Source organism: Alicyclobacillus sp. SO9, from assembly GCF_016406125.1.
Taxonomy (GTDB): domain Bacteria; phylum Bacillota; class Bacilli; order Alicyclobacillales; family Alicyclobacillaceae; genus SO9.
Window position 1 is genome coordinate 3,981,865 of the sequence record NZ_CP066339.1, and the last position, 15,036, is coordinate 3,996,900.

Genomic DNA, 15,036 nt, shown 5'->3' on the forward strand with positions numbered 1-15,036 from the left:
TATAAATTTACCGAATCGGTTGTTGACAAATCAAGACACCCTTCGGCGGCACATGCTGCTTGCCGGATACGGCTTTTTTCTGCAACAGTTCAAAGACCTCTGCTGCACCCAAATCAATGGTGGCATTTTCATCGAGGTGATTGAGGTAAAATGTGAAAACGTGGCTGTCACTATAACGCCTGCTGACTTCAATGCCTTCCTCCTTGTTGTCCAGCAGAGGCAAAATCCCCTTCTGTTCACACAACACGAGAGCTAAATCCTTGATGAATTTCTGTTCAGGGTTCGTGGCCACATACCATGCTTCGCCCGAACCATAACGATTTCGCGTCACAGCTGCCCCGCCTCGGTAAAAATCCTTGTTGTAGGTTGCAACAGTCTCAGCCGTTTCCGGATGCACCACCTCACAAATCATGTTACATGTATAGGTTCTCTCAAAGCCCAAATTACCTGGATGCAGTGTAAGGCTGTTTGAATCCTCTGGGCGCAGCGCGTCAAGTTCTTCCACCCACACACCTAACAAGTCGCGAAGCACACCTGGGTACCCGGAAGTGGTGACGAGATCGGACTCATTAACAATTCCGGAAAAGAAGGTTGCCCAGAGGAATCCGCCTGCTTCCACAAAGGCTTTCAGCTTTCGCTCATACCCGTTTTTAACCATATACAAAACCGGAGCTATGACGATGTCATACTGTGTCAGGTCTGTATCAACGCTGATGATGTCGACCGGTATGTGTTGGCTAAAGAATGCATCATAAAATTTCTGTACCTCGTTGACGTATTTTAGCTGCTGAGTCGGGCCTGACGAATACTCTACAGCCCACCAGTTCTCCCAGTCGAAGAGAATGGCAACACGAGCTGATACTCGAGAATCAAGAAGAATGTCGCCGAGTTGCTTCAACTCCTGCCCGAGTGCAGCGCATTCCTGAAAGACCCGGGTCTCTGTGGTCGGTAAGTGATCGATAACAGCACCATGAAACTTTTCACAACCACCTCGTGATTTTTTTAGTTGAAAGAACAAAATTCCATCGGCCCCCCGAGCAACAGCTTGATAGCTTAACAACCTCATGACACCAGGACGTTTGAGTGAGTTGTATGGCTGCCAATTCTGCTGGCTGGGTGTTTGTTCCATAATCATATACGGGGCTCCGTCTTTCATGCCCCTCATCAAATCGTGTCTGAAAGCTATCTGGCTGACAGGTGTGTCGATGGACGGATAATTATCCCAAGCAACAATGTCCATGTGTTTTGCCCACTCAAAGTAATCAAGCGGTTTGTAGGTTCCTGCGCCGTGATAGTTTGTAGTGACTTTCACGTTTGGAGTCACTGCCTTTATAGCCTCGTATTCTTCCAGATAACAAGCCAGAACACTTTCTGAATGAAATCGAGCGTAGTCCAAAGAGATGCCTGGAAATGCAGTCTTGTCAGGGGTCCAATGCTCACTTTGCACATTGGGTGGAACGATTTCATCCCAGTCATAGAACGTGTGACTCCAAAATGCGGTGTACCAAGCCCTGTTTAGTTCCTGCAGCGAACCGTACCTGCGTTGCAGCCATTTCCGAAATTCTGCGGCACAGGTGTCACAGTAACAGTCAGAAATGTACTCGTTGTTAATATGCCACAGCAATAGTGCAGGGTGATCCCGATATCGTTCTGCTAATTTCTGCGCCATTAGGCGTGAATACTTTCGGTACACAGGACTATTTGGGCAGGAATTGTGCCGCATGCCAAACTTACGCTTTCGGCCGTCAAAATCCACCGACAAAACCTCTGGATACCGCTTCGCCATCCACGCAGGATGGGCAGCAGTGCTGGTAGCAAGACAGGCATACATTCCCCTGTCCGCCAACTTATCCATGACCTTATCCAACCACTCGAAGTTGTAAGTGTCTTCATCCGGTTGATTGATGGCCCATGAGAATACATTGATGGTTGCTACATCGATACCCGCGTCCGCAAAGAGCTCCATGTCATTGTCCCAGGTTTCCTGCGGCCATTGCTCAGGGCTGTAGTCGCCGCCATATATAATTTTTGGAAGTTTCTCATTAATCATCGTAGCCCTCCTCGTAGTAAGATTTTTAGATGACGATACTTTCATTTGTCAGCAACCACTCTGCCCCTCGTTCTATGCACCAAGCACTCTTTCCACAGTCATAGAGAAAGGTACCGCGCAACGGCCAAGGTCGTCCCGCAGAGAGATGGAAGGATTCCCGCCAAACATGCAGTGGACAACCACTTCGCCCGTACAAGAGTGGTCTAACTCAATCTCCACACTGTTGTCCGGATGGATCGTGACAGCCTCCATCTGCACAGCACGGCCCCCATCCTCCACATAAAAGTCCGTTATAACGGGAGATGAAGCCATCCATTCTCCAGATACATTGACAAACTCAATTCGAATGCGGGTTCGATTATTATCCGTAAAGTAGAGACGAGCGGGAGCGGGAAAGGCAGTCATTTTCGGCAAACCGTAGAATTTCTCTAGCGCAACCGCAGCGAAGCGTTCTCCAATCACGACGTTGCTTGCAGCATTATTGTGGATCGCATCAGAGAGAGAAGAATCGATTGTAATCACCAAATGAACATGTTCCATTTCCAATGCTAGTCTGCGCTGAATATCTCGAATTGCACTCCAGGAAGAATCGTCCGCATTCGCATCCGTCCATCTGTTCAATTGGCCGACGTAAATGGGGAGTGTTGCATTGGAGGTGTAGGATCGCGCAGCATCCACAAATGTTCTAAAACGACCGGGATACATTTCAACACCTTGCGGGTCAGTATCGCTTTCGCCCTGATACCACAAGACACCCGCAATGGTGCCGCCTGCCGCAGTCATCATGCTTTTCATGTTCTCAAACAAGTCACCGGGACAGTCAACATCGTGAATCCATCTGGAGATAGGACTGCCTCCCAGTGCCGTTGGGATTAACCCAATTGGAATACCCGTCTTTTTAAATACATGCTTTGCAAAGGCGAGCCAGGGACTGTGCCCGTGGAAAATCCCTGTAGCAGTAATCGGATGCAAGGTACCCTGTGCATCTTCCAGCGGGTGAGTCGCTAACTTCCACTGCTCATCGTTGGCAAATAAATGGACTCCAAGCATCGGACCGTCCGTCACTACCCCCTTACCGGTTCCGGATGCGTTGCTCTGGCCCGCAATGACGTAAATGTCTCCAACACCGAGGTGATGAATATAATCCCCTCGAAGAGCTCGTCGGTCTTCACCGGTTCGACGAATACGCGTTTCAATTCTATATAGTCCGCCTTGAGGTACTCCCTTCAGAACGATTTCAAAACGCTTTTCTTCCATATCAACGGTTCCACTTAACCAGTCCAAGGAAGCACTGACAGGTGCGTTCGTCTGCTCGTCGACAATCCGGGCCTGAATGTTGACATCGTCATCAGACATGGCATTCCATGTGCCTCGTAATGTGATAGATGCTGCACCGTACTCGTTTCGTTGAATGATTTGCCAATCCCGCGGTCCTTCCAATACCTGTACGCCTAATACGCGTTGCATGAACTCCGCTCCTTTGGGAAATGGAATTGTTGGACGTGCCAAAAGACGACTGTACGATTACAACAAAGACTGCGTTTCCTCAACAGCTTCGTCTAGTAACTGGCCTACTTCACCGCGCAAGTGCAGTGCTGCATCGACAGCCTGGTTCAGAATTTGATTGATTTGTGGATATTCAATCATCTGAGGTGTGCTTCTGGCATGCCCATGAATACGCTCAATCATGGAGAAAAAGGGAAATCGGTGCAGCACCTGAGGGTCTCTCCACGTTGACAGGCGCGTACCAATCCCGCCCTCAAATGTAGTGATCTTATCCATGTCTTTCGAACTCAGCACTTTCATAAGCCGATAAGCCATGTCCGGGTGTTTGCTCGTCTGGAGTATTCCATTAATATAATAGGAAATAACGGATGTTCTTCGCCCTTCGCTGCCTTCCCCTATAGGAATTACGGTCCAACTGTTTTTTCCAACGATACTTGAAAGCTCAGGTAGTTCAGCACATGCAGCAATGTGACTCCAGTTCCAAGTCATGGCGGCCCGTCCTGCGCTGTAGTAGTATTCACCAGCTCTGATACTGTCCAAATCAAAAACCTCCGGAGGTACCACTTTATGAACATGAATCAGGTCCACCAAAAACTGTAGTGCTTGGATTCCTTTGTCGGAATTAAAAACCGGGCGTCTGTCGGCGTCAAAGAGAGAGCCGCCTCGACTCCATAGTTGCAACAAAAAGTCAAATACATTGTTATGCCCGTCAGGATATCCTCCAATGACAGTCCCGAACAGTCCCTGTTCCGGACGCGTAAAATGCCTCGCGACCCTAATGAACTCCTCCCACGTGTTAGGAACTGCCAAAGGCATCCCAAACCTTTGCTCAAATATATGCTGTTCCTTTGGGTCTTCAAATAAATCTTTGCGATAGTAAAACATCACAGGACCGTCGTGATAAGCGATACCGTAGCACTTGCCATCCGGGCCTAGCTGAGGCGCTTTCAGGCTGTTTGTCCAGTCGTCGGGCCAGCCATCAATCGGGGCGACCTCAAAAAACGGATCTAAAGCTGCCAGCTTAGATTTTTGTATGAACTCTGGGAGCCAATCTGTCGAACACATCACGACATCATAATTGTTCTTCCCTTCCCGAATGACACGGTAGAGGTCTTCAACTTCGTAAAAATCCAGGTCAACATCCCAATCCGGGTAGAGGGATGTAAAACGTTTCACCTGAATACTGAGAGCCTTTTCAAAAGAATCGAACTTGCGTCCGGCAAAGCGAAGTTTCATAGCTACACCTCCGTCCTAAAGTCTTAACTGGCCTCTCTCCGCTTCACCAACAACAGGTGCTCACAAGCCAAAACAACCTCGTCTTTTTGGTTGAATACCTCGCACAGTTCAACCACGACACCGGAGTCAATGTGTTTTCGATGATCGCGTTTTTCCTTAATAGAAACCCGCGCATGAATTGTATCCCCGATAAAAACAGGTCTAATAAAACGCAGCCTGTCGTAGCCATAAGAGAACGCCGCGGGGTTGATCTCACCTGCGGTCAATCCGACCCCAACGCTAAAAACCAAGGTCCCATGTGCAATTCTTTGTCCAAATTCTTGGTCAGCACTCCACTTCGCGTCCATGTGGTGTGGATAAAAGTCTCCAGTCTGACCTGCGTGAATGACAATGTCGGTCTCTGTTATCGTTCTGCCGAGTGTCTCACGCGTTTGACCGATTTCATAATCTTCATAGAATATAGACGCCACATGTATCACCTCATTGTAAGATTCTACGTTATTGGATTTCACTCAGCCATACAGGCCGATTTTCGTCCATCGACAAGTATGCGGCGAAAACCATCTGCAAAGTCTTCAAGTTGTCCGCTACACTATTGGACGGTTCTCGGTTCTCTTCAACCGCTCGCATGAGCTCCCCCATAGTTCCCATAAACGCGTGCGGGAACCATTTCCCTTTCAAAATTGGCCTGAACCAAAAGTCTGGATGAAGCTCCTTCGACAGAAAACTCAACGTATCTTCTTGTCCCTGCGGATAATTGTACAAAGCTCCATTGGTTCCTTTGACAATACCGTCAGTTCCCTCAAAGCGAAACGTTGCGTACCAGTCGCTTTCATCAGCCCAGTTGTTGTGATTATCGTGAATCAATGCACGCAGTTCCCCAGGAAATTTCATGTGAATCATCGTGCGCGTCTCACCGTGACTCACCTGTCCCGGATACCTTGCTCCATCCGCATAGATATACTCCGGCGTACCAAGTAAATAACGAATGGCATCCATATAGTGAATACTGTGATACATGACTTCCAGGGTATCAATTTGGCGAAGGAACGGCCAATGTTCAAAGGCTGTATGAACGTTCACTTGTATGGTGGCTTGCGTGAGTTGTCCAAGCCATCCCCGTTCAACAATTGTACGAGTTGCAGCAATCCCTGGCGCCCACCGCATTTGCTGGTTTACTGCGGCCTTGACCCCTACAGCCGAACACATGTTCACAATGTGCTTTGCCATGGCATACGTTTCACCCAGAGGCTTTTGGCATAAGACGTGCTTCCCGGCAGCTACAACGGACTCTACGATACTCGGTTGTGAACTTGCTCCGACCGCTATATCTACAATTTCAACATCGGTGTCAGCAACTAAGTCTTCGACCGATTGATAAACCTTTGGAATGGCATATCGTTCGGCCAATTGTTCTGCTCGCAATTGAACAGAGTCTGTGATGCCTACCACATGAAAGCCCGCCATTTTGTATGCTGGTAAATGGGCCTCGCGTACAATTTCGCCAGCTCCTACTATGGCAATTTTCTTGCTCTTGTCCCGAGGCAGTTTCGGCTGATAATTCAAATCCAAATCCACTCACACATTCCTCCCGCAAACACAGATTTACGCTGAATTTCTGGACTCACGATAGAGCTGATTAAGTTCTTCAAGCACTGCAGCTGGTGGTCCACCACTTTTCAGATACCTTTGGACAATGAACCCAGCATGGTCCTGAAAATGAAGATATCCAGCATACCGTGGACGCATGAAACTTCCGTCTAGCGTTTCTAGTGTATTTCGGAAATAGTTGTTGGTCAGTCGGTTGACACTGTCATCAGTCCAGGCCCCTCGATGACCAGGTTGTCCGCCTGCTTCGGAGTACATGGTTCGCTGAAAATCAGGGCCGGCGACAAGCTGAAGAAACTGGGCAGCCAGGTCCTTCGAGGGACTTTGTGCAGACAGAGCTATGCCTGTTCCACCCAATGTAGTTCTAAGGCTCCGATTACCCAACCTTACAGGATTCGTGAAAACCAATTGGTGTTCACAGTAGCCTGTGCGTGAATAATTAGAATATCCGTAGGCAAACGGACAGTACGAAAATTCCTCGGAGGCTGCCATCGCTTCATACACTTTAATTGGATTAAAATTATACATGATTTCAGGACAGAAGCTTGCCAGTTCACGCAGTTGTTCCAAGCCTGTAACCCCTGTTTCTGTACTTATCACCACATTTTCCTGTTGAAACGGATCTTCTCCCTGTGATGAGCACAGCATATAGAAGTTCATCAAACTGTCTATTGGTATTCCCGGAAATAAGACAGCGCCGTGTCGTGCTAGTTCAAGGACTTCGTCCCACGTTTGCGGTACTGACCGACCTAAGCGTCGAAGAAGGTCCGGTCGATACGATGCAACAGGTGCGGCAGCGTCAATGGCTAACGCACACTGTTTGCCGTCAACGTTGTAACTTTCGTGGGAACCCCCAATTGAATTCGCTTTCTGATTGCTCATAAATTCCGGCGGCAAACACAAATTTAAATCGTATAAATAGCCGTTGCGAATCGCAGCACCTGCCCAAGGATGGTCAATAACCAAAAGGTCGAACTTGTCCACCAATTTACCTAGAGGATAATCTGCAAATTCTTGAAGAGAGCGCTTTTCCCATTCAATCTCAATGTCTGGATTCACTTCGCTGAAACGTTGCGAAGCAGCCACTAAAGGAACGTAACCTCTTGTATGGTTCCACGTAATACCGCGTAACTTTGTCATTATCAATCCCCCAGGCTTCACTCCGATTTCCCTTGCATATTTTATATTCAACATCATATTTTATATATGGATTTTATACCATAATCAGCACAAGTGTCAATAAAGTCTGACATTGACACTTGTGCTGATGTCGTTGAGTTTGCTGAAAGAGATGATAGAAGGAGCAGTAGAACTCATCGCGAGGCTCTGTACAGCGTATCGTATCGAAATATCGTCGAAAGAATGTGGTAGAAACATCATACGAGTGGAGGGAAAACACTGAACACTAGGTTTCTATGATAAAAACGTCCGTTTTGAACTGAGTCCCATGTTCGCGGTCGCAATTGAAGCGTACTTGTTCAAAATCTCCAAAGTATCGTCCGACTGCCGCTTCGTACGTTTTGCAGTTAGACTCGTTACGGCAATGGCGGCCGTCACGCCAATCTCAGTATTGCCGATTAACACCGCTAAGTCACGCACCCCATAATGTGTGTCATTTTCTGCAACGCTATAACCATGCTCTCGGATAAAGTCTAGTTGAGCATCCAGATTTTCCCGTTGCGAACTCGTCAAATCCAAGTACTGTGGATTTGTTCGACAGTAGGTTTCAAACTCATCCCTGTTTAAATGGGCCAACAAGAGTCGACCGGATACCGTCTCAAACGCAGGAAACTTGGAACCCACTTCAATGGACAAGCGGACCTTCTCAGGGCTTTCTTCCTGAGCCAACACCAATAGCTCATCGTTATGTAGAATGCTTAAGTGACATGACTCTCGAGTGACAACAGAAAGGTCCCGCATTGGCTGCCTGGCAGCCCGAAGGATATGTCCGACCAATGAGTGTGTGTGCGCGAGTTCATAGAGTTTCAAAGACAAATAATAGCCGTAGTTGTCCTTGATGATGTACCCCCGTTTCTCTAACAACCCTATCATGCGAAATAATTCGCTGGGGCTCCGATCCAGGGTTCTCGACAGTTCGGTCAGCGTTTGCGGGACAGAAGAGACAGAAAGTGCCTCGAGAATATCTAGTCCTTTCTCCAATGCAGGCGCACGGTATGCGGGTTTCTTTTCCATTTTTCGCATCCTTCCACAGACAAAATGAAGCAGAATTAACAACTTAAGAATAATATAAAATGGTTTAACTGCGTGCAAAAAATACAGAAATCAAGACGTTGCACTATTTGATCTTGTAAACTCCCTAATATCACCAACTAACCGTATTAAAGCATACTAGTGAGGGATTTCACAAATTTTACGTTGTATTCACCTAGTGGTGGTGCGCCCACTTCAGACGTTAATATCTCCCCATTAATACGAAACGGACATCGAGTCGTCCGGACGGTCGTACCATTCTGTCTACGCGTGGTCTGAATCATGGATAAACTCCGGAACGCATCATGCTGCGACAGCACATTCCAATCCAACACTTCTGCACACCAGATATCATGATGCTCCAGAATACTCAACCAATGTGCTGTTGGTTGGGTTCGTAAATGACCCTCCAAAATCCGCTTAATCTCGTCACGTTTGTCAAACCACGCAGTCTCTTTGCGATAGTCTTTTAACGGCGTGCAATCAATTAAATGAGCTATGGTCGAAACTGAACCCATGGCTAAGGCGATATAACCGTCTTGGGTACGATAAAATCCATAAGGAGCGGGTAGATAAGCATTCGCATTATTCACAGAGCTGCGCCTGGGAATTTGTCCACCGTCGTTTAAGAACGCAGTCAGCACTTCAAATTGAAGGTCAATAACAGATTCCATTAGACTGACTTCAACCAGTCCCCCTTCGCCGGTCAGATTCCGCCGTACGACACATGCTAAGAGCCCCTGTAACAAATGCGCTCCGCTTAACATGTCAACGACACTCAGTCCAAAGGGCACCGGCGGATCTCCATCATCCCCGTTCAACCAAGGTAGCCCTGCCAAAGACTGAACGAGTAAGTCTTGACCTGGATTGTTTTTCCACGGTCCGCTTCCTCCATACCCTGTTATGCTTCCGTATATAATCTTAGGATTCAACTTCTTGACCGCTTCGTACCCCAACCCTAAACGCTCTATTACACCCGGTCTAAAATTCTGGACCACAACGTCAGCTCTCTTAATTAATTCCTTGACAAGACGCAGTTCTTCGTCGTTCTTTAAATCGACTGAAACACTCTGCTTGTTGCGATTTGCTGCGTGAAATAAGGTGCTGTCCCCATCTAAGTTCACATCTGATATATATAGTTTGCGACTGATGTCACCGACTTGGGCTCTCTCAATTTTAATCACCGTGGCCCCCAAATCGGCAAGCCGTAAGGTTGCGGAAGGACCAGACAAAAACTGCGTAAAATCGATGATTAGCTTCCCTTTTAGAGGTAAAGAATCCCCATGCGCAGTCGGCAGAGAAGCAACGGGAGTCGGAGTCCATTTGTCTTGCTGTAATTCTTGAAGAATTTTATTCGAATCTTCCCCAAGTTTTGGCGCCCATTTGGACGATTCTAGCCGAGACCCATCAATACGGATTGGGCAGCGTGTCGTCTGTAGCCGTGCGCCGTTTGGCCGGGACAGTTCCTGAACCATGCCCAAAACCTGAAAGCCTTCACTGTCTACAAACTCCTTCATGTTTTGAACCGGGGCACACCAAAAACCGCCCGTTTGTAAAACACCCAACCAATGCTCCGTTGTGTTATCTCGAATCGTGTGCTGAATTAATGCTTTAATTGCGTCCCTCTTTTCAAACCACAGCGCAGGGTCTCCATAAGTTTCAACCAACTCTGTACACTCAATGAGGTTCCCCAATTCTGCCACGGACCCCATCGCTAGCGCAATATAACCGTCTCTTGTCTCATACAGGCCATATGGAGCCCCCAAATAGGCATGAGCATTGTTATGCGTACCTCTGTCCGGAAGTTTCCCGCCGTCATTTAGGTATGTTGTCAGTCCCTCAAACTGCAAATCCAAGGCGGTCTCAAGCAGACTTACCTCGACAATCCCGCCGATATGAGTTTCTGTTCTCTTTGCAAGGAGTGCCAAGATTCCTTGGACTAGATGTGCGCTGGCAAACATATCAACGACGGAAAGCCCAAAGGGGACCGGTTTTCCATTTTGCTTTCCATTCAACCACCCTAAGCCGGACACGGCCTGAACAAGCAAATCTTGGCCCGGCTTTCTGGACCAAGGGCCATCTTTCCCATACCCCGTCACTCTCGCGCAAATTAATCTCGGATTCAATTTGCGAAGCACATCCGGACTTAAGCCTAAACGCTCCAACGTCCCTGGCCGAAAGTTCTCAATGAGCACATCAGCACGGGCGATGAGTTGTTTCACGTTATCTAAATCTTTACTGTTTTTGAGGTCTGCTGCAAAGCTCTCCTTATTTCTGTTCATACAGTGAAAGACAGTGCTATCTCCGTCCACTCTTAAATTGGATAGAGTCAATTGTCGACCGAGGTCCCCGCTGCCGGTTTTTTCTATTTTTATAACACGTGCGCCTAAGTCCGCCAACCGCATAGCAGCAGCCGGACCAGAAAGAAATTGACTAAAGTCTAGTACCATCAGGTTGTGTAAGGGCTTCATGTTGCATGCTCCTTCTAAACTTCCATAGTGAAAGTTATCCATATTATGAAGTACAATTCACTGCCTATTATACCGGATATATTTTTTATATAATATGACTTTTTCTATTTGAAAATCAAGAGGTCCGCGTTGAAACAAAACATGGAGAGACCATTCGTGTTACAAACAATGAGAGTAAGCTAAGTAGTAGGAAGGACAATAAACCACGCATGAACAGAACGTAGGAAGCAATCACCAGCATCACGCCAAGAGAACGAAATGGATGTCTCAAGCCGAACACTAGGGCCAAAACTATCTGCTGGACAGGTGATTGTTCAAAGTGACTCATTACTGGAAAAATGTAAACCAGCAGTACACAAAGTATGAGTGTGATGGCAAAAGTTGAACTCAAAATAAGATATGCAATCGGCGACGGATGTCTCAAACAATAGTAGAAATTGAGCCCTGCTAGTAGACTTGGGACTACCAACAGGAAACCTACTTCATTGGATTTTATAAACTTCTTCTTGAAGGTTGCCGCAAAAGTTCGGACCATCGAAGCCTCCGAATTACCTTGTTCCCACTTGTGCATCACAGCAAACATTGCCGTTGTTGAAGGCATGAACCCCAGTACGATTCCACCTGCACAAGTGAACAAGGCCCACAGTAGAGTCGTTACCACTAACCGTGACACCCAATCCGTTACGAAACCCAGTATCTCGTACAATCTCATGACTCCACCACCCGAACGTTAAGTATGATTGAAAATTCACTTTAACTGCTATGAAACACTCACCCTTTAAGTCCAGTGGTAACAATACCTTGTACGAACATTCTTTGTCCGATAAAAAAGAGTATCAGAACGGGAACAAGTGCCAGTACCGACATAGCCAACAGGGGGCCCAATTCCAGCCCAAATTCACTAGAGAAAGTAGCCACCGCGACTGGCAAGGTATATAGGTTCGAGTTATTAAGGTAGATCAAAGGGCCAAAAAAGTCGTTCCACGAAAAGACAAACTCGAACAACGCAACCGTTATCAAGGCTGGTTTAGTAAGGGGCAACATAATGCGGAAAAAAGTTGAAAGAGTTGAGCATCCATCAATCGCTGCAGCTTCCTCTATTTCCTTCGGTATTGAAAGGAAGAATTGCCTCATGAGAAAGATGAACAAAGTTGTTCCACTGACCCCTAAGAACGTTGGAATAATTAGAGGCAGATAGGTATTAACCCAACCAATCTTGTAGTACAAAAGATACTGAGGAAAAAGCGTCACCTGAGCGGGTATCATCATGCTTGACAGCGCTATAAAAAACAGGACATTCTTGCCGCGTCCCTGTAATCGTGCAAACCCGTATCCCACGACAGTCGCGCTAAACAACGCGCCAACTGTGCTGAGAACTGAAACCACCAGTGAGTTAAAGTAATAGCGCGTTATCGGCGCAAGTTGAAATGCTTGTTTGAAATTTACAACAGTAACAGGATGCGGAAACGAAATTGGCGGAATGGTCATAATGGCATCGGGCTTCTTAAACGCTCCAAGTAACATCCAAATAAACGGCAGCAGAAACAGCATGCCAAAGAAAACAAGAATTACATACATCACCGTTTTGGTAAAATACCTTCGAAAGCTCATCAATCCACCTCATATCCGCGACGACCTAAAGCGAAGAACAGAATTAGGGTAACAATGAGAGTCACTGCGAACAGGACCCAAGCCAACCCAGATGCGTACCCGAATTTTAAATCTTTAAATGCCACCTGATAGAGGTATAAAGCAAATACCTCTGTGGAATAATTTGGTCCTCCCTGAGTCATTGCGTATGGCTGAGCAAAAACTTGAAGGGCGCCAATCATTCCCCATACCGAATTGAACAGGACTACTGGAGACAACATTGGAATTGTAACTCGTATGGTTTGATTCCAAAGTCCAGCGCCGTCAATCTTTGCAGCATCATATAACTCCACAGGTATTCCTTGTAGACCGGCCAGAAAGACGACCATCATGCCGCCAACGCTCGTGATACTCATGAGTATCAACGACGGCATCGCCAACGTTTGGCTGTTCAGCCATTGAAGACCGGGTAGCCCCAATAAACTCAGTGCATAATTAAAGGTCCCGAACTGTGGATTGAACAACCACGTCCATACAACAAATACCGGTATACCGGTGACAACATAGGGTAGAAAGAACACGGTTCGAAAGAAGGCCCGACCCCTAAATTTCTGATTGAGAAGCACAGCCAAGATGATTGCAATGACCACCTGTGCTGCTACACTTCCTACGGCATAATAGAGTGTATTAAACATGGATTTGTAGAACAACGGGTCCTTTGTAAACATGTAGTGATAGTTAGCAAACCCCACAAATTTTTCTCCGCCTGAACCATTCCAGCGTGTAAAACTGGTGTACAGAGATACTCCGATTGGTATAAGCGTTAGTCCAAAAAAACCTATCAGCCATGGAGAAATAAACACATAGAAACTCTTGGAATTCTTCATCTCATCATCGACTGCCTTTTGTAAAATGGTTAATCACGACTGGACCCCGCAAAACTTATCCTCAAAAACTGGAGCGAGGTCCAGCACTGCTTTGACAATTGACTTCACTGCCGCTGACTCAATTGCTCGAGTTCCCCGATTGACTCAAAAGTGTTTGAGACTGTTTTTGGAATTGGCTAAGATTAGACGCGACTTTTCCTGTTGTTTGGACTTTGCCCATTATTTGAAGCCAATTTCTCCATATTTGTCCATATGTACCTGTCTGATCGACAAACACTGAACGAGAAATCATGGACACGGGATTTTTCACGTCTATGTTCTTGAATGCAGTCGGCGGACTGGATTCAAATTTCTTAAGAAGCGGTAAGTACAACGGACTACCGCCGCTTTCTTCCAGTTTCATCGCCTTGGGGTTTTGTGCTAACCAAATAGTAAACTTCACAGCTGCATCTTTGTGCTTAGAATTCTTCCAGACTGCATTTGCCCCCAGTTGAGTAACTCCTTTCCACCCGACTGGGAAAGGGGCCACATTCCACTTGAACTTACTTCCGATTTGCGAGTCGTACTCGCTTTGGAAATACTCAACATAAAACATATCCATGCCTGCTTGACCCGTAAAAAACGGGTCTACAGATTTGCCGTAGACCAAGTTTTTCGGCATTACCCCTTGCTTAATTAGGTTTATTTCAAAATTCACTGCCTTCTCAACCTTGGAACTTGTTGCTTGCACTTTCTTTGTAGAATAATCAATGAGATTTCCACCAAAAAGCTGAGGAAGGTTCCGCGCGTAGACAGCTTCACTAATCCCCCAAGTCTTTTTCTGCCCAGAGCCATGCGTCAGCATTTTGGCGTCGCGTACGAAATCTTGCGTCGTCCAGCCAGGCTTAGGCAACGGTACGTTATATTTCTTAAAGAGAGTCTCATTGTAAGCAATTCCGTCGCCGTAACCTTGGTTTGGAAGCGCATACAGCTTACCGCCAATGGTTTCATCCTTCCACGAGTTAGATTGATAATCGGATTTCTTGACACCATCTTTCGAAAGATACGGATTCAAGTTCAAGAGGGCGTGAAAAGTATCTTGAATATTAGGAACCCAGCCATTACTAAGGTTAATGACGTCTGGAGCACTGTTTGATTTAAACATTGCCGGAAGTTTGGTTAAAAAGGCGCCTGGAGCATCAGTTATCATCTTGACTGTGACATTCGGGTGAGTTTGTTCGTATAGCTTTGCAACTTGTTTCATCGCCTTGATTCCCGCTGCATTTCCGCCAAATCCCCACTCCAGCGTGATGTGTTTGCCGGAGTTACTAGCCGTATTGCCCTGGTGAGACTGTGCTGCAGACCCACACCCGCCTAAGACTGCGGTCGCACTCAATACTGCCAAAATACCAATTCCAGTGTTTGTTCTCACGAATATTCCCCCTTTTATAAATACTCAATATTTTATATATGATAATATATTTTAATTATGAATGTG

The 15,036-nt window shown here is 46.6% G+C and carries 12 protein-coding genes; all 12 read right to left on the minus strand.

Annotation, left to right across the window (positions count from 1 at the left end; translation table 11 throughout):
• Nucleotides 1-7: 7 nt before the first annotated feature.
• Nucleotides 8-2,050 carry a beta-galactosidase gene (locus GI364_RS18680; RefSeq protein ID WP_198850725.1) on the minus strand — a complete coding sequence of 681 codons (2,043 nt, stop codon included), beginning with the start codon at nt 2,048-2,050 and terminating at the stop codon, nt 8-10.
• Nucleotides 2,051-2,122: 72 nt separating this feature from the next.
• Nucleotides 2,123-3,517 carry a sialate O-acetylesterase gene (locus GI364_RS18685; protein ID WP_198850726.1) on the minus strand — a complete coding sequence of 465 codons (1,395 nt, stop codon included), beginning with the start codon at nt 3,515-3,517 and terminating at the stop codon, nt 2,123-2,125.
• Nucleotides 3,518-3,574: 57 nt separating this feature from the next.
• Nucleotides 3,575-4,792, minus strand: a complete 1,218-nt coding sequence (locus tag GI364_RS18690) for an extracellular solute-binding protein (RefSeq protein WP_198850727.1) — start codon at nt 4,790-4,792, stop codon at nt 3,575-3,577.
• 23 nt (nt 4,793-4,815) lie between these two features.
• The gene (locus GI364_RS18695; RefSeq protein ID WP_198850728.1) at nt 4,816-5,262 is read right to left on the minus strand and encodes a MaoC/PaaZ C-terminal domain-containing protein; all 447 of its coding nucleotides are present in this window, start codon (nt 5,260-5,262) and stop codon (nt 4,816-4,818) included.
• Between the two features lie 28 nt (nt 5,263-5,290).
• Nucleotides 5,291-6,370 carry a Gfo/Idh/MocA family protein gene (locus tag GI364_RS18700; RefSeq protein ID WP_198850729.1) on the minus strand — a complete coding sequence of 360 codons (1,080 nt, stop codon included), beginning with the start codon at nt 6,368-6,370 and terminating at the stop codon, nt 5,291-5,293.
• Between the two features lie 27 nt (nt 6,371-6,397).
• Nucleotides 6,398-7,540 carry an ABC transporter substrate-binding protein gene (locus GI364_RS18705; protein ID WP_198850730.1) on the minus strand — a complete coding sequence of 381 codons (1,143 nt, stop codon included), beginning with the start codon at nt 7,538-7,540 and terminating at the stop codon, nt 6,398-6,400.
• A 273-nt stretch (nt 7,541-7,813) separates the two neighbouring features.
• Entirely contained in the window at nt 7,814-8,593 is a 780-nt protein-coding gene (locus GI364_RS18710) for an IclR family transcriptional regulator (protein WP_198850731.1), read from the minus strand.
• A gap of 146 nt (nt 8,594-8,739) precedes the next feature.
• Nucleotides 8,740-11,082, minus strand: coding sequence for a CaiB/BaiF CoA transferase family protein (locus tag GI364_RS24955; protein ID WP_233095869.1), 2,343 nt, complete (start codon nt 11,080-11,082; stop codon nt 8,740-8,742).
• 115 nt (nt 11,083-11,197) lie between these two features.
• Nucleotides 11,198-11,794, minus strand: coding sequence for a YesL family protein (locus GI364_RS18725; RefSeq protein ID WP_198850732.1), 597 nt, complete (start codon nt 11,792-11,794; stop codon nt 11,198-11,200).
• A gap of 59 nt (nt 11,795-11,853) precedes the next feature.
• A complete protein-coding gene (locus GI364_RS18730) occupies nt 11,854-12,693 on the minus strand; it encodes a carbohydrate ABC transporter permease (RefSeq protein ID WP_198850733.1) in 840 nt (279 codons plus the stop codon).
• Complete coding sequence (locus tag GI364_RS18735) at nt 12,693-13,559, minus strand: carbohydrate ABC transporter permease (RefSeq protein ID WP_198850734.1); 867 nt, start codon at nt 13,557-13,559, stop codon at nt 12,693-12,695. Before GI364_RS18735 ends, GI364_RS18730 begins: the two co-directional genes overlap by 1 nt.
• Nucleotides 13,560-13,677: 118 nt before the next feature.
• Nucleotides 13,678-14,970: an ABC transporter substrate-binding protein gene (locus GI364_RS18740; protein WP_198850735.1), complete on the minus strand. Its 1,293-nt coding sequence runs from the start codon at nt 14,968-14,970 to the stop codon at nt 13,678-13,680.
• Between the last annotated feature and the right edge of the window lie 66 nt (nt 14,971-15,036).